At 36.5% G+C, this 21,733-nt stretch carries 18 protein-coding genes; 1 reads left to right on the forward strand and 17 read right to left on the reverse strand.

What is annotated here, in order from left to right; translation table 11 throughout:
• Window position 1: 1 nt before the first annotated feature.
• From K2225_RS08505 to K2225_RS08560, 12 genes are all read right to left on the reverse strand, one after another.
• Window positions 2-1,216 (reverse strand): glycosyltransferase family 4 protein, encoded by a 1,215-nt coding sequence (locus tag K2225_RS08505; protein ID WP_220584355.1) that lies wholly within the window; start codon window positions 1,214-1,216, stop codon window positions 2-4.
• Entirely contained in the window at window positions 1,216-2,220 is a 1,005-nt protein-coding gene (locus K2225_RS08510) for a GNAT family N-acetyltransferase (protein WP_220584356.1), read from the reverse strand. The genes K2225_RS08505 and K2225_RS08510 overlap by 1 nt, the downstream gene beginning before the upstream one ends.
• A 2-nt stretch (window positions 2,221-2,222) precedes the next feature.
• Entirely contained in the window at window positions 2,223-2,693 is a 471-nt protein-coding gene (locus K2225_RS08515; RefSeq protein WP_220584357.1) for a GNAT family N-acetyltransferase, read from the reverse strand.
• Window positions 2,694-2,697: 4 nt separating this feature from the next.
• Complete coding sequence (locus K2225_RS08520; protein ID WP_220584358.1) at window positions 2,698-3,675, reverse strand: GNAT family N-acetyltransferase; 978 nt, start codon at window positions 3,673-3,675, stop codon at window positions 2,698-2,700.
• Window positions 3,675-4,757, reverse strand: coding sequence for a DegT/DnrJ/EryC1/StrS family aminotransferase (locus K2225_RS08525; protein ID WP_220584359.1), 1,083 nt, complete (start codon window positions 4,755-4,757; stop codon window positions 3,675-3,677). The genes K2225_RS08520 and K2225_RS08525 overlap by 1 nt, the downstream gene beginning before the upstream one ends.
• Window positions 4,750-5,421 (reverse strand): sugar transferase, encoded by a 672-nt coding sequence (locus tag K2225_RS08530; protein ID WP_220584360.1) that lies wholly within the window; start codon window positions 5,419-5,421, stop codon window positions 4,750-4,752. The genes K2225_RS08525 and K2225_RS08530 overlap by 8 nt, the downstream gene beginning before the upstream one ends.
• A complete protein-coding gene (locus K2225_RS08535; protein WP_220584361.1) occupies window positions 5,421-6,536 on the reverse strand; it encodes a DegT/DnrJ/EryC1/StrS family aminotransferase in 1,116 nt (371 codons plus the stop codon). Before K2225_RS08535 ends, K2225_RS08530 begins: the two co-directional genes overlap by 1 nt.
• A 145-nt stretch (window positions 6,537-6,681) precedes the next feature.
• The gene (gene galU, locus K2225_RS08540; protein WP_220584362.1) at window positions 6,682-7,566 is read right to left on the reverse strand and encodes a UTP--glucose-1-phosphate uridylyltransferase GalU; all 885 of its coding nucleotides are present in this window, start codon (window positions 7,564-7,566) and stop codon (window positions 6,682-6,684) included.
• Window positions 7,567-7,587: 21 nt separating this feature from the next.
• Window positions 7,588-9,426 carry a polysaccharide biosynthesis protein gene (locus K2225_RS08545; protein ID WP_220584904.1) on the reverse strand — a complete coding sequence of 613 codons (1,839 nt, stop codon included), beginning with the start codon at window positions 9,424-9,426 and terminating at the stop codon, window positions 7,588-7,590.
• A gap of 253 nt (window positions 9,427-9,679) precedes the next feature.
• A complete protein-coding gene (locus K2225_RS08550; protein ID WP_220584363.1) occupies window positions 9,680-10,447 on the reverse strand; it encodes a tyrosine-protein phosphatase in 768 nt (255 codons plus the stop codon).
• A gap of 199 nt (window positions 10,448-10,646) precedes the next feature.
• The gene (locus tag K2225_RS08555; protein WP_220584364.1) at window positions 10,647-11,342 is read right to left on the reverse strand and encodes a CpsD/CapB family tyrosine-protein kinase; all 696 of its coding nucleotides are present in this window, start codon (window positions 11,340-11,342) and stop codon (window positions 10,647-10,649) included.
• Window positions 11,332-12,090: a YveK family protein gene (locus K2225_RS08560; protein ID WP_220584365.1), complete on the reverse strand. Its 759-nt coding sequence runs from the start codon at window positions 12,088-12,090 to the stop codon at window positions 11,332-11,334. The genes K2225_RS08555 and K2225_RS08560 overlap by 11 nt, the downstream gene beginning before the upstream one ends.
• A 277-nt stretch (window positions 12,091-12,367) precedes the next feature.
• On the opposite strand from K2225_RS08560, the gene K2225_RS08565 reads away from it, so the two are divergent.
• Window positions 12,368-14,317: an InlB B-repeat-containing protein gene (locus K2225_RS08565; RefSeq protein WP_220584366.1), complete on the forward strand. Its 1,950-nt coding sequence runs from the start codon at window positions 12,368-12,370 to the stop codon at window positions 14,315-14,317.
• Window positions 14,318-14,353: 36 nt separating this feature from the next.
• Here K2225_RS08565 and wecB read toward each other — a convergent pair whose 3' ends face one another.
• From wecB to K2225_RS08590, 5 genes are read right to left on the reverse strand one after another with little or no spacing between them, the layout of a single operon-like run.
• Window positions 14,354-15,448, reverse strand: a complete 1,095-nt coding sequence (gene wecB / locus K2225_RS08570; RefSeq protein WP_220584367.1) for a non-hydrolyzing UDP-N-acetylglucosamine 2-epimerase — start codon at window positions 15,446-15,448, stop codon at window positions 14,354-14,356.
• Window positions 15,449-15,507: 59 nt separating this feature from the next.
• Window positions 15,508-17,151 carry an ABC transporter ATP-binding protein gene (locus K2225_RS08575; protein WP_220584368.1) on the reverse strand — a complete coding sequence of 548 codons (1,644 nt, stop codon included), beginning with the start codon at window positions 17,149-17,151 and terminating at the stop codon, window positions 15,508-15,510.
• Between the two features lie 15 nt (window positions 17,152-17,166).
• On the reverse strand, window positions 17,167-17,970 hold the full coding sequence (locus K2225_RS08580) for an ABC transporter permease (protein WP_220584369.1): 804 nt from the start codon (window positions 17,968-17,970) through the stop codon (window positions 17,167-17,169).
• Entirely contained in the window at window positions 17,967-19,247 is a 1,281-nt protein-coding gene (locus K2225_RS08585; protein WP_220584370.1) for a nucleotide sugar dehydrogenase, read from the reverse strand. The genes K2225_RS08580 and K2225_RS08585 overlap by 4 nt, the downstream gene beginning before the upstream one ends.
• Window positions 19,248-19,263: 16 nt before the next feature.
• Complete coding sequence (locus K2225_RS08590; RefSeq protein ID WP_255574342.1) at window positions 19,264-21,729, reverse strand: heparinase II/III domain-containing protein; 2,466 nt, start codon at window positions 21,727-21,729, stop codon at window positions 19,264-19,266.
• Between the last annotated feature and the right edge of the window lie 4 nt (window positions 21,730-21,733).

Genomic DNA, 21,733 nt, shown 5'->3' on the forward strand with positions numbered 1-21,733 from the left:
TTTAATTACTAGCATTAATATCAATCATTTCTATTATTTCTTGGTATGTTTTATTTCTATCAAATTTTTCTTCAGCTAGTTTTCTGTTATTCTCACCCATAACAAATCTTAATTCATTTTTATTTATTAACTTTAGAATTTTCTTTGCTAAATCCTGAGCGTTTCCATTTTCACAATTTAATCCAATTTGGTAACTATCCACTAATTCCCTGTATTCTGGAGAGTCTTGCATATTAAGAACTGGTAAGCCTGCCGCTGCATAATCTCCCACTTTATTTATTATACTCCCAGCAGATCCAGCCTTGATTGGATTAACTGCAATATCACATGACTTTAAATAACCAATCATCTTATTGTAGTCTAATCTACCAGTAAACTCTGTGTTTATTTTTTTTTCTTGTGCGTATTTTTCAAATTTATCTCTAAGCGGCCCATCTCCCATAACAAGAAATTTAATATTGTTAAACCCCTTATCTTTTAATATCCGTAAAGCATCTATTACACTATAAATGTCATAGCTATAACCCAATGTGCCTATATAAACTATCCATAATTCCCCTATTTGTTTTCTTATTAATTTATTTTGTACAAACAATGTATCAAAATATGCTAGATCTGTTCCTAAAAAAATACTTTGAGCTGTGTTACATTTCTTATTTACCATTAGAGCTCTATCGGCATAAGTTTGAGAAACTGAAATAATATTATCTGCTATCGAGTAAATATAATTAGCCTTGTTCTTCATTGGGTAAAAAGAGGCATCACTTATTAATGGTATATTAAAAATCATTCTAAATGCTTCTGGCCATAAGTCTTGAATATCGATTATAAAATGAATATTTTTTTCTTTTGCATAATCTGCAGCTATCTTCGCGGCATCAAGAGAGGGGACAGAGCAATAAATTACATCTGGCTTTTTTCTAGTTTTTAAAAATTGTTTTAAGCTTCGTCCAAACATATAATGACTGAAAAAGCGCTTTACGGAAACATTTTTTCTATAGCCGGGTTCTTTTAACATTGTTAGCTGATAATTAATACTTTTTAATTGTTCATCTGTCACTTTTCTTTGACTCTTTGTCCTATGTGAAAAACTAGTAGTTACTACTTCTACACGTGAATTTATTTTATCAATTTTTTCAGCAATATAATGAAACCTACCATTTCCTAATTCACCTGGGACTTGTGTGAAATGTGCAATAATTAATATATCTTTCATTAAGTGCACCTTCTTACAGCTAACATCTTAGATCTATATGCAGGGAAGTATTCTGTATTTTCATCAATCTCTAATGTTCTAGTTAATTTATTATATATCTTTTCATTCAATATCTTTTTACCAACAAAAAAACTAAATTCTGTATTTTTACCAAATTGCTTTTTAAATAGATATAAACTATCATCAATACTATTGCTTCTTCCCCCACCGTGATGAATTAGTTCATATCCTTTTTCTTTTCCCCATAAAGTAATTGCGTATCGTAAAATATAGGCGGGTGACAAAAATAGAAAGTCACTTAGGGTACCTGATAAGTGAATATGGATGTTTTTCCCATACGCGAAGTAAAAACCCATTGCAATTGTTTGTTCTTGATAAATAGCTTCCACAATAATAATATTTTCCCCTAATAAATCGAGGCATTGCCTAAAATAATTTTCATCAAAGTAATAATAATCAGATGCATTATTACGGTCCATCGTGGAATAATATATTCTCATAAAAGAGTTTACATCTTTTGGATTTTCAGTAACCTTATAACTAACTCCCTCTTTTAATGTCTTTCTAACATTCTTCCTGCATGATTTAGAAAATTCAGATTGAAACGGATCGTCATAATCTTTTAAATTAGTTCCTACAGTATTTCTTATATGAGAGATGTCATAACAATTTTTAAAATCGTTCGCATTTTGTACTAAAGGATGAAAACGTACAAATTCACTTATGATATTGTTTTTTTTACAATATTCCTTAAATGATTGTTCATATTTTTCAATAAGTTCGTCCTTATGCTCTTCTAAACACTTAGTAATAATTGGTCCACCATATCCATAGGGTGTAACAAGATCATAATAATTTTTATTGTCAATTTTCACAGGTATCTCACGTTTAATGAATATGTTTCTTACAGTTCCGAGTGAGCAATTATATTCAAATTCATCGCACACACCATTTTCAACTTTTTCATATACCTTTCCATAATTAATATCAAAATAAATATCCATTTCTAAAAATCTCCTATTGGCTTAACTAATTGAACTCTTTCATCTTCAAAACCTCTTTTTCTATAAAAACCTAATCCACCAGTATTAAAAGCCGCTGTTGAAACATCAACTGCCACAGCTCCTAAACTTTTTGCATAGCGTTCAACACTATCAACTAACTTTTCACCTATTTTCTTGCCTCTATATTCTCTTGAAACAATTAGTGAATTGATGTAAACCCTCTGCTCATCAAAAAATACTCGTGGATAACACCATATGAAACCTATAACCTTATTCTTGTCTATTGCTATAAACGCACTTGCTTTATTTTCTGTTATAAATGTATACATACCTTCTATTTTATTAATAGCATAATCACTTTTTATTGATTTATTAGGAAAGTGAAGTTGTGAATTTTCATATTGTAATTCTACTAACTGTTCTTTTACTGAATTAAAATCGTTTTCACCTAATTGATTAATGACTATTTCCATAAGCTTAACCCTCTCTATATTCTGGAAAATAATTAGAATTGGCTTTTCCACTAATTTGAACTAATTTATTATAAATTGGCTCCTGTCTGATTCTACTTCCAACGTAAAAAGGGAAACCATTACTTTTGGTAAAAGAAAGCTTGAATTTCATTAAATCTTCTGATCTAGATGCTCCTCCTAAATGTAAATATTTTTTATTATTTTCTTTTCCCCATTCAGCAGCGCTTAACAATATTAAGCTATTTCCATTTAAACTTGTCTTTTCATAGTTATTCGCTGAAAAATGATAATGTAAATTATTCCCTTCCTGTAAAAAGATACTTGCAGAGATAATCTCATCTTCATAAATTGCATTTACTATGAAAATATTTCCTGACAACATCTTAAAGTTCTGCTTTAAAAAGCAAATATCAAACTGATAATAACTACTTATCCCATTCTTTTTAATGGTCTTTTGATATAAATTATAAAAATCGTCGACTGTCTCACCAGTAAAGTCAAATTGTATATTTACATTTGATTTTATTGCTTTTCTGATTAAGTTTCTTCTTTTCGAGGAAACTTCATCTTTCAAAATACTTTCAACTGATAAATTAATAGCAATTGTTTTTTTATTATCTCTTAATAAATAATAGTTTTGAAAATCCAAATGATTTTGTAACCATGGAGAAAAACGCACATACTCAGTTACAATATTATTTTCAATACAATACTTAGTAAAATCCTCTTCAAATGAACTCAGTAGTAACTCTTTTGTATTGTTGTCTTTGCAATTCATTATACACGGACCATTAAAGCCATAAGGAGTAATAATATCATAATACTTTGTTCCATTAATTGTATAAGGAGCAACTCTTTTAACATAAGGGTAAATTATTACTCCATATTCATTTTCTAATTTGTAATAACCGGGATCACCATTATCCTTACCTGCATATAATCTCACCCATTCAGGGTTATAATAAATATCAAGATAATCCATTACCCCTCCCCCTTCAAATACTTTTTAATTAAATTCACAACCCGTTCCATATCATTTTCGTTATATCGTTGATCACAAGGAATGCATAAAATCTTTTCATAAATATATCTACTATTGGATTCAGGCTCACTCAAACACAAATCTGACTTTGGCCAGATTATTGGTAAATAAACATTACTTTTAGCCATGTATTTTTGAAAGTCCAATCTATTATCTATAAAAATTGGAAAAAATAAAGGTGTATCATCTTCACCAAGTGAATTAAGAGGTACTATAATGTTTTTTTCGTCTATCAGATGTTGAAGTAAAAATCTATAATTTCTTTTTCTTCTACTCTTTATTTCTCCAATATTTGATTTATACAACAGCTTTCTAGATATGCCTGACATTGCATATATATTTGTTTGGCGATCTATTATTCTTTTTGCTTCACTAAAGGTTTTATTATATTGTTCTTTAATAATCGGATATATATTATTGACATACTCACCTTTTAGCAACATTGCTTTTTCCTGTTTTTTGGTATATCTATCGTTAGCAACAAGAGATGGCCTTTTAATTTCAACATTACTTGATTTTAAGAATCCACCATCTGGAATTGCTAACCACTTTCTAACACTACAAACATAAAAATCAGCGGTTTCATAGTCAATATTTGAAAAATATGACTGTGTTATATCCTCTATAATATAGGTACCACTCTCTCGTAAAGATTTAAGGTACTCTCTTATGTCTATTAATGTATCAAAGCCAAAATATGCGTGAACGAGAATCACACTTGGATTTACTTCACCTATTAATTTTTCAAATTTGTTCTTATTAACCTTAAATTTAGTATCAACATCATAAAAGCTTACTTCATAGCCAAATTCTATAAAAGGTTGAATTACTGTATGACATGTAAACATTGGAAGAATTGCCACTTTTCTTTTATCATTAATATTATTCAATGCCAGTCTTATTGCACTTCTTCCTGTGTCTAAGTAAACTTGCTTAGGACTATCAATATAATAGTCTTGTGTTGTGTGTGTAATTCCTTCTATTGAATTTAGGTGATAGTTGCTACCAATTTCATTAAACATTCTTGGTCTCCTTATTAAAAGACTTTCTTTCAACATCTAGTGCTTGCAAGGTATAATTACCTAAATTTATTATTTCCGATGAAACAATATCATCGCGTCTTATTACCTTTTTTAGAGTTAATAATATTATTAATATATCTATTTTCAAACTGCATTTATTAACATATTCTAAGTCCTTTTGAAACTTTTCTTCCCACCTAAGTAGATTTCTTCCACTCACCTGTGCAAGTCCTGTTAGTCCAGGTCTAACATCATGTCTATGCCTTTCTTCAACCGTGTAATAAGGTAAATACCTTACTAATAATGGTCTGGGCCCTACTATACTCATGTCACCTTTTAGAATATTAATAAGCCCAGGTAGTTCATCTAGAGAAGCAGATCTCAAAAATTTCCCAAACGTTGTTAGCCTTACACTATCAGGAAGTAGATTTCCATTTTCGTCGCTCTCATCCGTCATAGTCTTAAATTTATACATCATAAATATCTTTTCATTTAAACCTGGCCGTTTCTGCCTAAATAGCACAGGACTACCTAACTTAGTTCTCACAAGTAAAGCAACTATTAGTAATACCGGACTAAGAAGAATAATAGCGATTAAAGAAAGTATAAAATCCATCGGTCTTTTTATAAACCTTCGATAAAAACCACATTTTGACTTTTTCATTACTTAAACCACAACCCTTTTATAACTTTTACGATTCTTTCAAGGTCATGTTCTATGATTTTTGTATCCGATGGTAAACAAATTCCATTCTGAAACAATACTTGAGAAACTCCTTTACCTACAAAATCATACTGCTCAAAATACGGCTGCATATGCATCGGCTTCCAAATCGGTCTAGACTCAATATTTTCCCTCTCCAAAGCTTCCATAACATCAATTGGTCTAACATCGCCATTCAATGTCATTCCGCTTAACCAATAGTTCGGTTGATCCCAATCATTAATTGGCATAAAACCAACACCATCAAGGTGACTAAGCTCACTTTTGTAGTATTCAAAGATATATTTTTTCTTTTCTACTCTTCGTTCCAAAACTTTCAGTTGCCCACGACCTATACCAGCCACCACATTACTCATACGGTAATTAAACCCTAATTCACTATGCTGATAATGCCTCGCCTGATCACGAGATTGAGTAGCCCAAAAGCGTGCTTTATTAATCTTTTCTTCATTATTAGATACAAGCATCCCGCCACCGGATGTTGTAATGATTTTGTTTCCATTAAAAGAAAAGATTCCATAGTCTCCAAACGTTCCAGTATGTTGTCCTTTATAATAGCCACCCAATGATTCTGCTGCGTCTTCAATAACGGTGACATTATGTTTATTACAGACCTCCATGATTCGATCCATATCGGCTGAAAGTCCGTATAAGTGAACAACAATAACAGCTTTTACCTCAGGAAATTTCTGAAAAGCTTCTTCGAGAGCTGTTGGACACATATTCCAAGTTTCATAGTTACTATCTATAAATACGGGTGTTGCATTTTGATAAATGATAGGGTTTGCTGTTGCGGAAAAAGTTAATGTGGGACAGAAAACTATATCTCCCTCACCAACACCAGCTGCTTTTAATGCCAAATGAATAGCGGCTGTACCGGAAGATAGAGCTGCTGCAGATTTCAATCCCACTTTAGCTGCCAGTTCATTTTCAAATTCATTAACATTTGTACCTAACGGGGCAATCCAGTTGGTATCAAAAGCTTCTTGTACATATTGTTGTTCATACCCTTCATCACTCATATGAGGGGATGAAAGAAAAATCCGATCTCCCATTGTCTCAAACTTCCTTCCATTCGTTTCTTCTATACTTGGTTTGCTTGGACTTACATGTATATATCTTACGAACAACTCCTAATAAACCAACTTAAGCTTCTTCATTATTAGAAGGCTGCCGTTTGGCAACCTTCTATATATTTCATTAATTCATAGGTACTTTGTTTTCCTGTAAAACCTCTTCCATATAACTTATAATGTCATCATTCAGTTCTGGACGCTCCAGCGCAAGCTCCAAAGTCGTCTTCACAAACCCAAGCTTCTCCCCAACATCATACCGCTTACCCTCAAAATCATAAGCAAACACACGCTGGATCTCATTCAGCTTCTGAATTGCATCCGTCAACTGAACCTCACCACCAGCACCCTTCTCCTGCTTATCCAAAAACATAAAAATCTCAGGATTCAGTATGTAACGTCCCATAATCGCAAGATTTGAAGGAGCAGTGCCTTGCTCAGGTTTCTCAACAAATGTTTTTACCTGATAACGACGTTCAGCTTGATCGAGCGGATCGATGATGCCATAACGATGGGTTTCCTCTTCCGCAACCGTTTGGACTCCAATAACTGACGATAATGTTTCTTCTTGTTGATCCATCAACTGTCGAAGACAAGGTTTATCCGCTCGAACAATATCATCTCCAAGAAGAACAGCGAACGGCTCATCACCGATAAACTTACGCGCACACCATACTGCATGCCCGAGCCCTTTAGGCTCCTTTTGACGAATAAAATGAATCTCCACATTAGAAGTCGCGTTCACTTTTTCGAGAAGGTCATACTTCTCTTTCTGTATCAGATTGTCCTCAAGCTCAAAGTTCTTATCAAAGTGATCCTCTATCGCACGCTTTCCTTTACCCGTCACGATAATAAAATCCTCAATCCCAGATTCAATCGCCTCTTCAACAATGTACTGGATCGTAGGTTTATCAACAATCGGCAGCATCTCTTTAGGCATAGCCTTCGTCGCTGGAAGAAAGCGAGTTCCTAATCCGGCAGCTGGGATAATTGCTTTTTTCACCTTTTTCATAACGAGCTCCCCCTTACAATCCTATAACACTTGCTCCAAAACCTTTTTGCTAGCTGGAAGTCTATTATTCGCCAAATCAATCACATACGTTTTCAAATCTTCCACACTAGACTCCTCATGATGCTCAACCAAATACTGAACTAACTGGTAATCAAACTCCACCGTCTTCCCAATAAAGATTTTCGGAAACACCGGCTTTTTATTCACTTCCTTGTCACTCAGAAGCTCCTCATACATCTTCTCTCCCGGACGAATCCCATTAAACTGAATAGAAATCTGCTCTTCCTTAAACCCAGAAAGATGAATCAAGTTCTTCGCAAGATCAACAATCTTAACCGGTTCCCCCATATCAAGCACAAATACCTCTCCACCACGGGCAAGAGCACCTGCTTGTAAAACTAACCTTGAAGCTTCTGGAATCGTCATAAAATATCTGGTCATATCTGGATGAGTAACCGTAACAGGTCCACCTGCAGCAATCTGCTTCTTAAATAATGGAATGACACTACCACGGCTTCCAAGTACATTTCCGAACCGAACAGCTACAAACTTTGTCTGGCTTTGTCGCCCAAGGTTCTGCACAATCATTTCCGCAATGCGTTTCGTAGATCCCATCACGTTAGGCGGGTTGACCGCTTTGTCTGTGGAAACGAGCACAAAGGCTTTCACCCCTGTATGGTGAGCGGCTTCAGCAACATTTTTCGTACCGATGACGTTGTTCTTCACCGCTTCTTTCGGGTTCGCTTCCATTAATGGCACATGTTTATGAGCGGCAGCGTGGTAAATGTAGGAAGGGGCATAGTCTTGTACAACTTGGAAAATGCGCTCTCTGTCCTGAACATCGGCAATGACGGTCACAAGTTCAGTATCGATATCGAATTGTTTTAACTCCATATGAATCGTGTAAATACTATTTTCTCCATGTCCGAGTAAAATAAGGCGTTCTGGCCCGAATTTCATGAGCTGACGACAGATTTCTGATCCAATACTTCCACCTGCTCCTGTCACCATAACTGTGCGCCCTTTGATTTGGGATTCAATGGAATCGATGTCCAGTTCGACCGGTTCACGGCCAAGTAAATCCTCGATTTGGACATCGCGGATTTGATTGACAGAGACATTACCAAGCGCAATATCCTCAATCATAGGCAGGGTCTGAACATTTTTGACGGCTTTTTTCGACATTTGGATCAATTTTTTTATCTTTTCCTGCTTAACAGAAGGCATTGCCATGACGATATGATTAATATGATGTTTGGCTGCTAAGCGCTCAATATCTTTTGTACTGCCAAGGACAGATAGACCGGATATTGTTAAATGGTGTAAAGTAAAATCATCGTCGACAAATCCGACTAGGTCCCCTTTAAATTCCTTAGAGTTCTTCATCTGCCTTGCAAGCATCCGGCCGGCAGCTCCTGCTCCTACAATGAGCGTGCGTTGTCTGTTTAGATCATCAGTTACAATCTTTGCTTTTTTCAATTTTGGCTGAACGGTCAGACCATAATTCCTGTAATACTGCCACGCGAATCGTACGCCACCGATCATTAAAATATGTAACATCCACGTAATCGTCAAAGCGCGTTCATAGGCATTCCCAAACACAATCCATTGAATAATTACAGCTGAAACGACTGATAGGGTAACGACACCAATAATTCCAATTAACTCCTCGGTACTGGCATAGCGCCACTTTTTCTTATACATGCCTGTAAGGCTGGAAAATAAATGATGGCTGATAAGTAATGTAGCAGAGAGAACAATCATGACATTGTCAAAGACAGCGACGTAAGGGTTTAAAAAGAAATGGGACATGTAAACAGAAAAAAACACGATGACCGAATCGATGGAAATTAGCAGCATCAGCCTTTTTTTATAAGCTGTCGTCAATCGAGTCACTCCTTGGCACGATGTTTTCCTTATTGTCAATATATAACTGATTTTTTAAGGTATCAGCACATTTTCGTGCTTAGCCCTTTATCCAGGCAATTATCATTACTAAAGTAGAGCAATGCATAAGTATAAAAGGGCTAGAAAAACCATAAATTAACAATTAACCTTCAAAAAAATGGCTTTAGTTTAAATACTAAAACCACTACCTACCGACCATTTCCTATCAAAACAATCCCAAGATTTTTTCCCTCTTTACATGATGCGGGGGATATGATTGCAACACGCGATCTGCAATGACATCCTCTGCATTTTCTGACAGCTGATAAACCATATCCATCCCAAAATTTTTTCTTACTTCATTGAATGCTTCGCTCATACAGAAGCTACGTGTTTTTGTATTATGCGCATCACTTGCAATGAAGTGTGCTAAATTGGATTCAATTAACTGTTGAGAAAACTTTTTTATCTTTCTTCCGAATTTTCCACATACACTCCCTGCCGTCAATTGACTGTACGCTCCTTTTTTTATAAAGGAATAAAGAAGTTCAGGATTTTCAATAATTGCTTTGTTCCGTTCTGGATGAACGATAACAGGGTGATACCCCTTTACCTGCAGATCAAAAAATAATTGTGAAGAAAAGCGGGGTACAGAGTTAGAAGGAAATTCTACGAATATGTATTTCGTTTTTTCATTAATTGGCAGAATCTCATCTCCGTTTAGACCCTCAATCATTTCTCCATAGATTCTCGTCTCCTGTCCAGGAAGCACTACCAGTTCAATGTCTCTCTCCTGAAATGTACGGTTTAATTCATCCACTTGAAGTAGAATGTTGTTTTTATAGTTGTTATACGCTCCATTATTGTGATGGGGGGTAGCAACGATATGAGTAATTCCGTCCTGTAGAGCAGCTTCCGCCATCTTAATACTATCTTCAATAGTTTGAGCACCGTCATCAACACCTGGCAATATATGACTATGAATATCAATCAAATGAACTAACTCCCTCCATTTTCCTTTACCTCTAATTAGCATTTTTCTCTCTTTTTGTAAATTATGTTAATGATTATACCAATTTAATACAGAATTTTGAAGTAGATTGGAAGATATTTTTAAAAAAAGATATTTTTTTTAAAATTCATCGGAATAACATGAACTTATACAAAAAAAGAGAGCTTAAGCTCTCTTTTTTTCATTGACCGTAATAATAGTAATAATTACTAGATTTTAAGTCTTGATCATTTAAGACGACACCTAAAAGGTTGGCTTTTGACTGTTCCAATTGTTCCTTCGCTTTGACTGCCGCTTCTTTTTCAGTTTGTTTGCTGCGAACAACAAGGAGTACCCCCTCTACAAAATTGGCCAATACTTGAGAATCTGTTACAGCTAATACTGGAGGTGTATCAAAAATGATCATATCATAGGTTTCTTTCGCTTCTTCTATAAACTCCTTCATCTTCTTTGAACCAAGAAGTTCAGAAGGATTTGGAGGGATAGGTCCGCAAGTGATAACATCAAGGTTTTCAATATGCGTTTCCTTAGCTAGATCAAGAATCCACTGATTTCCGACCAAGTAATTACTCAAACCACTCGTGTTACCGACACGAAAGGTGTAATGAATGGTCGGTTTACGCAAGTCCGCATCCACTAACAAAGTTTTCTTCCCTTGTTGAGCAAACACAACAGCGGTATTAGCGGTAGTAATTGACTTACCTTCTGATGGACTGGCTGATGTCACAAGCATGGAATCAAGTTCCTGATCAACAGAAGTGAATTGCAAGTTCGTCCGAATCGTCCGGAACTGCTCGGCAATCGGGGATTTAGGATTGTCGCCAGCTATAATGTTACGCGCTCTTGAGTTAATCGCTTGTTTCTTCTTACGACCCAACAGACTCACCTCTCATTTCTGTCACATTTGTCCCTTTTCTTGAACGACCAGGTTTAGGCAGATCTTCTGCACTAATAGTCGAAACCACTCCAAGAACAGGTAATCCAAGGTTCTCCTCAATATCCGTCTCGTCTTTAATCGTGTTATCTAAGTATTCAAGCAAGAATGCAATCCCTACACCAGCCATAAGACCGACAACTAGGGCGATGGCGATATTCAATGTAGCATTCGGGCTTACAGGAGAAGGATCAAGTCCGACCGTCGCTTCTGAAAGCACGTTGACATTATCCACGTTCATAAGGACAGGAATTTCCTCTTTAAATACTTTGACCGTCGTATTCGCTAAGTCGGCTGCCCGCATAGGATTCGCATCGGTAGCGGAAACATTTACAACCTGAGATTCGTTCGCATTCGAGACTTGAAGTTTATTCGCAATTTCATTGGCTGTCATATCCAGATTTAATTGGTCAGAAACTTCATCTAAAATCCTAGGGCTTTGGATAATCACGTTGTAAGTATTAATCAGTTCAATATTTGTTCTTATATCATTAATATCGTATGGAACGTTTTGCTGTTGATCCTGGGACTCGTTGACGATGAATTGTGAAGAGGATTGATACATAGGAGTCACGAGAAAATAAGTATAGGCAGCACTAATTCCTGCAGCAACAATGGCTAGACTTACAATCAACCATAATCGTTTCTTTAATACCTCAAAAATCTCTTTCAAGGAAATCGTTTCTTCCATTTATAAACCTCCAATATTTGTCGAAATTACAGATAGGAATATTATAGCATATATCAATTCTGTAAAAGAAGATAGATTACAATATTTTCAAATCATTTACAGGGATCTACTTCTCTTCCCTATATTCATCGGGTAAAAAGGATGTTTTGAAAGGTGAAATTGATAATAAGTTCTCAAGTCCTATAAATAGGATAATTGTTTTCTCGGATTCTATCTTATTGTGTCAATTAGCATGTATAATAGGAGTAAATTCGTATAGTAAAGAAGGGTGTGCATTATGAACAGAAAAAACCTGCTATTCACATTGCTCGGTATATTCCTAGTGATAGGAATTACTGCTTTCACATGGAACGCAGCTCAAGCCGACGATATTGATGATATTTATGATAAAGCAAAAGCAGCCTACGCGGACGGAAATTATGAAAAAAGTATTCAGTTATACCAAGACGTGCTTTCCATGGATAAAACCCACAAGGAAGCACGGCTAGAATTAGGTCAATCTTACATAGCATTAGAAGAATATGACCCTGCAATCAAATTCCTTAATGAGGGTGTCTATGAGACTCCTAAAGTAGGAGAGTTCTATACTATTTTATCTGAAATCTATCTCACCCTACAAAGAGTAGAAGAAGCATACGAAATATTGGATAAAGGTATGCAATACAGTAAAGAAGACAATGTAAAAAAAGCTATGGATGAGCTGAATGCTAGCATCTATGTAGATACCAGCCGTCAATTGGTCCAAGAAGGGTTTGAGCGTCAAATCGCTTTAGTATGGGAGGATGCGGAAGAGAAAAAGCATCCCTTAAAAGCTGAATGGACCAATAAGGACACATCTATTGGGACACTAACGCCTGTGGAGGATGAAGAAAATCTATGGATGTTTTCTGCTGAACAAACAGGGCGGACAACCATTCATGTCTCATGGGCCTCCTATGAGGAAACCGTTGAATTTAAAGTTGACGATCAAGTATTGGATCAAGTGAAAATCGAACCAGAAGAATTTGAAAACATCGAGGTGGAAGATACCCTTACCCTCTCCTACACAGGATTGGATGAGGCCGGGGAAGAAATGAAGTTCAAACCTGTTTGGTCTTCCTCCAACCAGTTGTTTTCCATCACAGAAAAAGAAGACAATGTCATCGAATTAACAGGTAAAGAAAATGGAACAGACAACTTGAAGCTTCTGTACTTGGATTACAAAGAAACCTATCCCCTTACCATTGGAGAAGACACCGATGAGGAAGAAAACACCTTCCGACCAGAGACCATCGGTAATGGATCTGTAACTGTTTTTCCAGCCAAGGAACATTATGAAGCTGGAGATGAGGTTACTATTGAAGCTTTCCCTGATGAAGGATGGGAGTTTATTGGTTGGGGTGGGGATTTTGAAGGAAACACCAATCCTTTAAACCTCACGGTAGAAGATGAAATGAACGTAATCGCTCACTTTGAACCAATGGAGCACCGCCTATCCTTATCAATCGAAGGAGAGGGCCGGATCATTAGAGACTCCTTAGCGACCACTTATACTGACGGTGAAACTATCTCCCTACGAGCAAGAGCAAAAGATGGTTGGGAATTTGTTCGATGGGAAGGGGACGTAACCGGCACAGAGCGTGACATCAATCTTGAAATGATTGCCGACAAATCTGTTCGAGCAGTTTTCGAGGAAACCACCGAAGAAGAGACGGATTCAAACACGTCCGATGAGGACGCAGCACCCACTGAGCCTGAGCCCACACCGGATCCTGAACCTAAACCAGAACCGGAACCAACGTACTATCAATTATCCGTCGGTGTGAATGGAAATGGGAAGATCAGTAAAAATCCTTCTCGTTCTCAATTTAAAGAAGGAACGGAAGTGCAGTTGACCGCACAAGCCCATGAAGGTTGGATATTTACTGGATGGAGTGGAAGTTCTTCCTCCTCAAGTTCATCCATCACAGTGACCATGAACGGAAACAAAAACATCCAGGCGAATTTTGAGAAAAAGCCAGAACCTAAAACCTACACCCTTTCCACATCTGTAAAGGGAGAAGGGAGCGTCATCCCTTCTAAGACCACTGCAAATGACGGTGAAACCATCACCATAGAAGCGTTTCCTGCAGAAGGCTGGAAATTTGCCGGGTGGAGTGGCGACATACAAAGTAATAACCGGATCACTTCTCTAACGATGAACGGGAACAAACAAGTCACAGCTATATTTGAGAAAATCCCTGAATAACAGAAAAGAGCGGGCTACTATGCCCGCTCTTTTTATCTAGTCTTTTTCTAATACATCCGCAATCCTCTTACTCGCCAAGCCATCTCCATAAGGATTACTGGCCTGACTCATCGCTTTATAAGCTTCTTCATCTTCTAGAAGGAGTTTGAAGTTCTTATAAATATTCTCTTCATTCGTACCCACGAGTTTCAACGTACCTGCAGCCACACCTTCCGGGCGCTCCGTTGTATCCCTCATTACGAGTACAGGTTTACCAAGACTCGGTGCTTCCTCCTGAATGCCGCCACTATCGGTCAAAATCATATAGGATCTTGATAGGAAGTTATGGAAATCCAAAACTTCCAATGGCTCGATAATTCTTACGCGGTCATGGTCCCCAAGAATATCATTAGCCGCTTCCCTAACCACAGGATTCATATGGATAGGATAAATCACTTTAATGTCTTCCTTTTCATCCACAATTCGTTTGATTGCCTTGAACATATTTCTCATTGGTTGACCTAGGTTTTCGCGTCTGTGAGCCGTAATCATAATCAAACGGCTGTCAGATGCCCACTCGATCTGTTCATGACTGTAATCGTCTCTAACAGTCGTTTGAAGAGCATCAATGGCTGTATTACCTGTGACAAACACAGAAGATTCATCTTTCTTCTCTTCCAACAGATTGGCTTTAGACATTTCTGTAGGGGCAAAGTTATATTTTGCGACTAATCCGACCGCTTGACGGTTGAATTCTTCTGGATATGGGGAGTAGATATCATAAGTTCTTAAACCTGCCTCCACATGCCCCACTGGAATTTGAAGATAGAAACACGCTAGGGAAGTAACAAACGTCGTTGAAGTGTCCCCATGTACTAGTACAACATCAGGTTTCACTTCATCAAGTACGGCTTTCATCTTGTCCAGAATATTTGTAGTAACATCAAATAACGTCTGCTTATCTTTCATAATGGATAAGTTGTAATCCGGTTCTACTTCGAATGCGTCTAATACTTGCTGCAACATTTCTTTATGCTGTCCTGTGACACATACGGTTGTATCTAGATTTTTTCTAGTTTCTAATTCTTTTACTAAAGGACACATTTTAATGGCTTCTGGCCTTGTGCCGAATACGACCATGACTTTTTTCATTTCTATATCCTCATTTCAGAACTTATAGTGACGACTACATTATTACTGTTATTCTTTTATCAGGAGCTGATTTCATTCCTGACCGGATAGAAGGACATTCTATTCTCTTCCGTATCAATAATGACATTATATTGATCGATCTTCATGTAATAAATTTCTTTATCATCGGTAGCCGCTATGGAATTTGTTTTTATATCTTCAATAACCGGACTATCGAGATCAATGGAATACACATGAATTGCTCTTGCTGAGCCTTCCTCGTCAAAAAGATAAGCTAAATGATCATTAGAATATTCTAAGAGCACTTCACCCTTGGGTAATTCACGTTCACTTGTCAATCCACGTAATGTGGACTTAACCTCATCAATGGTTGACGATCCAAATGCGAAGAAGTATTCATATGATTGCACAAAACTACTGCTGAATGAATTAGATAATTCATCAAGGGTTAACTGTGAATCCAGATTTTTTGCATCTACTAAGCCTAATTCGTCCTTAGCAGTATAAAAAAGGTCACCCTGATACTCTACTTCATAAGAATTACCACTAAGATTGTGAACATAGAGATTTGTAAAGGAAGAGATAACTTCTATTTGGTTTGAGAGTTCCCTATCCTCATATAGAGTAAGTTGCCCAAGCGAGACCCCTTCTTGATTGATTTCCTCTCTTATCTCTCCAGAAGGCGGTGCCGGTTCCTCAACATTACTTTCTGATTGAGCTTCTTTGGAATTTAAATTCAAACTATTCCATTTGCTCAGTAGTGCCTGAGAAGGATTGTCCAAAAACATGGAAGCCGCACTCAGCAATGTCAATAACATCATAAAGATCGCTGGAATTAATGACCTAACCCGAGGTTTTTCCCTATTTACGTTTCCCTTTTGTGGAGTGGATTCGTTGTTGTAACCAGTCCATTTCCCAAACTGTGTAGCAAGCATATCCTTTTTATGGTTCTTTTTCTCAGCTTTTGTCAATTCATTAAACCAATTAATATAGGCAGTGTACTCCTTAGCTACTTTAGCAGTTGTATCAAACATTTTCATCTTCCCATAACTTACCCAAATGATTCTGTCCGATATTTTCTTTACCTGGGACAGGGAGTGACTGATAAAAAATATTGTTTTTCCTTGTTCCTTAAATTCCTCGAATTTATCAACACACTTTTGATGGAAGGTAGAGTCTCCTACTGACAAGGCTTCATCTACAATTAGAATATCAGGTTCAATATGAACAGATATCGCAAACCCCAGACGAGACTTCATACCACTCGAATAGTTCTTTATCGGTTGATAGATGAATTCACCAATATCCGCAAAATCAATAATATCCGGAGCAATTTTGGCAATTTCTGACTTACTTAAACCGTGCATTAGACATTTGAGTTCTATATTCTCATAGCCTGTCAAATGATTATTCAATCCTGCTGAGATAGCGACCAAGGATGTTTCCCCTTCAATGTTGATGTTTCCAGAAGAAGGGGGAACTACTTGAGCTAACAAATTAGACAAAGTAGATTTACCAGATCCATTGGTTCCGATAATACCAATCGTTTCTCCGCGGTCCACTTCAAAAGAAATATCCTGTAATGCTAAGAAACTCTTATTGTTACGCTTAAAGGACAAGATATCCAGCAATTGATCTGATTTCTTTTTGAATAGACTATACTCTTTGGTGACATTCGAAAATTTTACTACTGGCTTTGTCATTCATAAGCCTCCAAATTACAAGTAATCTACAAATTTGCTCTTAAAGTTTTCATGCAATATTGAACCCACTAATAAAACTAGGATGGTAATAGACCAGAAATATAGCATATAACGCCAATCTTCATAAAACCAACCACTTCCAAGAAAAGTATCCCTGAAGCCATTCACAATATAAGCAAATGGATTTAATTTGATGACCGTTTGTAGTTTCTCTGGGAAACTATCCATACTCCAGAAAATGGGCGTTACAAAAAAGAGCATCCTCATCACAGATTGCACTAACAATTGATAATCACGAATGATTGCAGATATTGTAGATGAAAATAGGGTAAATGCATACATGAATGTAAGCATACATAATAAATAATACGGAAGTTGAATTAAGGAAACACCACCGTAAATCCCATGTGCAAATAACACTATGTACAATAGCATCATCATGAACGCAAAGTTCACCGCGTTTCCCAAAATTGTAATAGAAGGTAATACGCTGACTGGGAAGTTCATTTTAGACACAAGATTCACTTTACTGTATATACTATTTGACCCTTGTACAATGCTAGGTGATATAAAAAACCAAGGGACAATCCCTAGTAATAAATAGACAATGAAGGGCGTGTCTCCTACAGCCCCTCCTTGTCTTAATCCAACTCCAAAAACGAACCAATAAACTCCTACTTGAATCATTGGGTTAATAATTTGCCACAAAATACCCAAGTAGTGCATTTGATACTTCCCTTTAATATCGAAAAGGGCGAGTCTAAGTATCAGTGGAAAATTTATTAGTTGTTCCTTCATGATTCTAAGCGCAGGTGTCATGCCATGACCGGTGCTTTCTTCTTATACTGATGAAGGTTTCCAAAATTCATATAGTCTACCTCTTCATTTACATTGCTCACTACGTTCTTCGTGTCAAATACCTGAGCATTGTTCATGAATGCTTCTAACATATCCCAGTCTAGTTCTTTAAATTCATTATGATCCGTTAATAGTAAGACTAAATCAGAACCTTTGACAGCTTCTTTTATGTCACTTTCTACAAAGTCTTTATCCACGTGAGGATCGTAAGCACGCACTTCGAAATTGCTTTGTTCCTTCAAAGTTTCATAAATTTCCATAGCAGGACTTTCACGAATATCATCTACATTTCCTTTGTAAGCAAGACCGAATACTGTAACGACTTTACCCTCGACATTCTTCATCAATTTATGAACATTTCCTATGACAAATTCAGGCATAGAAACATTGACAGCACGTGCCTGATCAATCAATTTAGCAGTTTCCGGAGCTTTTGAAACGATGAAATATGGATCTACTGCCAAACAATGTCCACCAACACCAGGGCCTGGTGTGTGTAAGTTGACACGTGGGTGTTTATTTGCCATTTCAATGACATCAAGTGCATTGATTTCCAACTCATCACAAACTTTAGTTAATTCATTTGCTAGAGCGATGTTTACATCTCGGTAAGTATTTTCCATTAACTTGGACATCTCAGCTGTCTTCGCTTTAGTCTTAATAATTTCACCTTCAACGAACGTTTCATATACTTCTGCTCCAGCTTCCGTACATGCCTCAGTAATACCACCAACAATACGGTTATTGTAAATTAATTCATGCATAATCTGCCCTGGCAGGACTCTTTCTGGACAATGCACAAGAAAAATGTCTTTCCCGACAATATAACCAGCCTCTTCAACTAATGGTTTAACATGGTCATCCATTGTTCGAGGTTCAATCGTTGATTCAACAATTAATACATTTCCTTTTTCCAAATAAGGCAGTGTATTCTTAACTGCGTCTTTAACGTAAGTTAAATCACAAGATTTGTGCTCATCGTCATTATTAGGAGTAGGGACGGCGATGATGAATGCATCAGCTTTTTCCGGTTGCAAAGATGCACGGAATTTGCCTGCTTCCACTACTTCAGTTAAAGCGTCTTGCAATCCAGGCTCTTCAATATGAATTTTTCCATTATTTAGCGATTCAACTACTCTTTCACTTACGTCGACACCAAGTACGTCGACCCCGTATTTTGCAAACATCACAGATGTAGGTAACCCGATATATCCTAGACCAATAGTAGTTAATTTCATTGTAATTCCCCCGTTTTTATATAAAAGTACTTACTGTTTCGTTTGATAGTTCAATGGTAAGTTTACCATTTTCATATTTTGCTGATTGAAATTCATTTATGGAATCTTCACCTAATTTGAAGACTGTTAAAAGGTGCCCCTTTTTGCACTTTTTAAGGAATTCCAGCTGTTTAGTCTCTAAAACTTTCCCGAACTTTTCAGCTACTAAAGCACGTGGTTCATCTAAGTTTCCCTCATGGAGAAGCATATCATCGTAAGAAGTGTGCTGTTCCATTTCAATGAGGTCATTCTCTGATTTAAGTTTCACTGTCCCTGAGGATTGCTCTAAGATTTCAATACCCGGTGCTAAATTGAACAACTGAGAAAAATCTCTTTGTTTATCACTATCGATCTCATCTACAATGACAACAATATTAGGTTTGAAGAACAATACTGTTCTTCCAAGCTTAACACCTGGATACGCATGATTATGCCCCTTTACTATGTCTAAGCGGTCATTTGTCATAAATGATGTCGTGGCAATTGTTTTTTGACCTTTCCTCTCATCCAACTTATACCTCTTATTTCTTAAAGACAATATGGAATGAGCATTAGGTGATTTTACATAGCCTCTTATCTTTGATTTTCCATAACTATATTTACCGGAATCAACTAGAATATCGCTGCCATTGTAATACAGGGAGATAGATAGGTCATCAAAATGTTTATGTGTAATGGTTTCGTATCCACTAACAAATGATAACCAGGTGGATTGTTTGTCTTCCTCCCCAAATTTATCCTGCATAATAGTTATACCAGCGGTTTGATCGTGAAAGCTATCAAATTTCTTTTTAGTCCCTTTGACGGCTAATTTACCTGAATCACCAATTAGAGGCATAAACCCATCTGGCTTTGTAATATATTGATAATAATCATTTGATAAACCTAGTAAATCAATTAAATCTTTTCCAAGAGTCAAATGGTTTTTCTTTAAGAATTGTTCGGTAGAACGATAGAGAGTTTCAACAATTCGATGATACTCCGGACTATTCTCAAGATGTACACCCTGATGACTGTAACTAGAGTAGAAGGTATCCTTCAGACGCCAAATCCCTTTTTGAATCCAATTATCTGAATTTGGGTGCTTCATTACTATGCCTAACAAAATCAAGGCTCTATCCATCATAATACCATGGTTGTTTTTTCTGTAATTTTCATCAGACATTAAATATTCCGCGTGTTTCTCCACCAGTTCAGCATACTTTCTAGTATCTAGACGAATATGTTTTTGAGAGAGAACCAAAAAGTAAACTAAATTATGTGCTCTATATGCTGTCGGATGGTCATACCACAACATAGAGTTATCTGGGTCCGTTTCGTTGTATGAGATCCAAGACTCAGTGATCTCATGTGCTTTTAGCAAGTACTTGATGTTTGATGTTTGCTCAAAAGCATTTAGCAAATAACTAAGGACGTTTAGTGCATGTAAATACAATTGATAAGTGTTCCCACTAGCCCCATGTTGATAATCCCAATCTATTCCTTCAGAAAAATCTATAGAGTCCAAACCATTCTTTAGAAAGAAGTTATTTTTTAATATTTGGTCTCCTATTTCTGTCGACTTACTATTTACATTAGTAATCTTAATAAGTTGTGAAGTCTCTAAAGAATTTAACTTAATAAAAGAACTTAGAGAAGGCGTTTCATTCAATACATGTAACGTTTCTTCTTTTCCTTTTGGAAGATGGCCTTCCTGTTCATTGTGATAAAAATTAAATAATATATTCTTCTTATCTTTTCTATTTTTAATACCTTCCAGCAAAGTCATTAAGTGATTACTAACATCATGCTTACAAGCAAGATTTTGCAGATAGTATATCTGAGGAATATAATCATGTTCATTGAAGAGTTCTACCAGGGATAACCTTCTCCTATATTCCTGAATAATTTCGTTTTTATCCATTTGTGGATAGGAGCACTTGTACATAGCCTCCACATGTTGTTTATAGTATTTACTTACATCAATTTGTGGGTTGTTTACTATAGCGGTAGAACCCTTAACTAATGTAGCTAAATACATTGACATAAACCCACCTGCGGAGCTTCCATAAAATTGTACTTTCTCAGTTTCAAAATTCACTATAGAAATAATTTCGTTTAATATATTGGAGATCTCTTCCAAATAAAATCTTTCTTTTGTGCCCTGGCCCCAACCAAGATTGATCTCACCTAAATATAATGTAGGATCGCTTACTATAATTACGGATCCCATGATCTTATTTAACCAAGAATGTCTTTGAAATACAGGAGGGTTATTTTTTTCAGCATTGTACGCTCCGTTATTCATAATCAGTAAGCGATCAGAACCTTTACGGAAGCGTACAAGGAATTCAAAAGGTACTCCATCTTTCATCACTCTAAAAATAGTTGGTTCGTCGGTAAAGAAGTTCGTACTCCCTATATCTTCAAAACGCAATTCAAGCTGTAGATAATTATCTGACAATATT

The organism is Halobacillus sp. Nhm2S1 (assembly GCF_019599545.1).
In the GTDB taxonomy this organism is placed as follows: Bacteria; Bacillota; Bacilli; order Bacillales; family Halobacillaceae; genus Halobacillus.

Coding starts and splice junctions, on each gene's coding strand:
- K2225_RS08505 (WP_220584355.1), bottom strand. CDS start 1,216: ATGAAAGATATATTAATTATTGCACATTTCACACAAGTCCCAGGTGAA.
- K2225_RS08510 (WP_220584356.1), bottom strand. CDS start 2,220: ATGGATATTTATTTTGATATTAATTATGGAAAGGTATATGAAAAAGTT.
- K2225_RS08515 (WP_220584357.1), bottom strand. CDS start 2,693: ATGGAAATAGTCATTAATCAATTAGGTGAAAACGATTTTAATTCAGTA.
- K2225_RS08520 (WP_220584358.1), bottom strand. CDS start 3,675: ATGGATTATCTTGATATTTATTATAACCCTGAATGGGTGAGATTATAT.
- K2225_RS08525 (WP_220584359.1), bottom strand. CDS start 4,757: ATGTTTAATGAAATTGGTAGCAACTATCACCTAAATTCAATAGAAGGA.
- K2225_RS08530 (WP_220584360.1), bottom strand. CDS start 5,421: ATGAAAAAGTCAAAATGTGGTTTTTATCGAAGGTTTATAAAAAGACCG.
- K2225_RS08535 (WP_220584361.1), bottom strand. CDS start 6,536: ATGGGAGATCGGATTTTTCTTTCATCCCCTCATATGAGTGATGAAGGG.
- galU (WP_220584362.1), bottom strand. CDS start 7,566: ATGAAAAAGGTGAAAAAAGCAATTATCCCAGCTGCCGGATTAGGAACT.
- K2225_RS08545 (WP_220584904.1), bottom strand. CDS start 9,426: ATGCTGCTAATTTCCATCGATTCGGTCATCGTGTTTTTTTCTGTTTAC.
- K2225_RS08560 (WP_220584365.1), bottom strand. CDS start 12,090: ATGGAAGAAACGATTTCCTTGAAAGAGATTTTTGAGGTATTAAAGAAA.
- K2225_RS08565 (WP_220584366.1), top strand. CDS start 12,368: ATGAACAGAAAAAACCTGCTATTCACATTGCTCGGTATATTCCTAGTG.
- wecB (WP_220584367.1), bottom strand. CDS start 15,448: ATGAAAAAAGTCATGGTCGTATTCGGCACAAGGCCAGAAGCCATTAAA.
- K2225_RS08575 (WP_220584368.1), bottom strand. CDS start 17,151: ATGACAAAGCCAGTAGTAAAATTTTCGAATGTCACCAAAGAGTATAGT.
- K2225_RS08580 (WP_220584369.1), bottom strand. CDS start 17,970: ATGACACCTGCGCTTAGAATCATGAAGGAACAACTAATAAATTTTCCA.
- K2225_RS08585 (WP_220584370.1), bottom strand. CDS start 19,247: ATGAAATTAACTACTATTGGTCTAGGATATATCGGGTTACCTACATCT.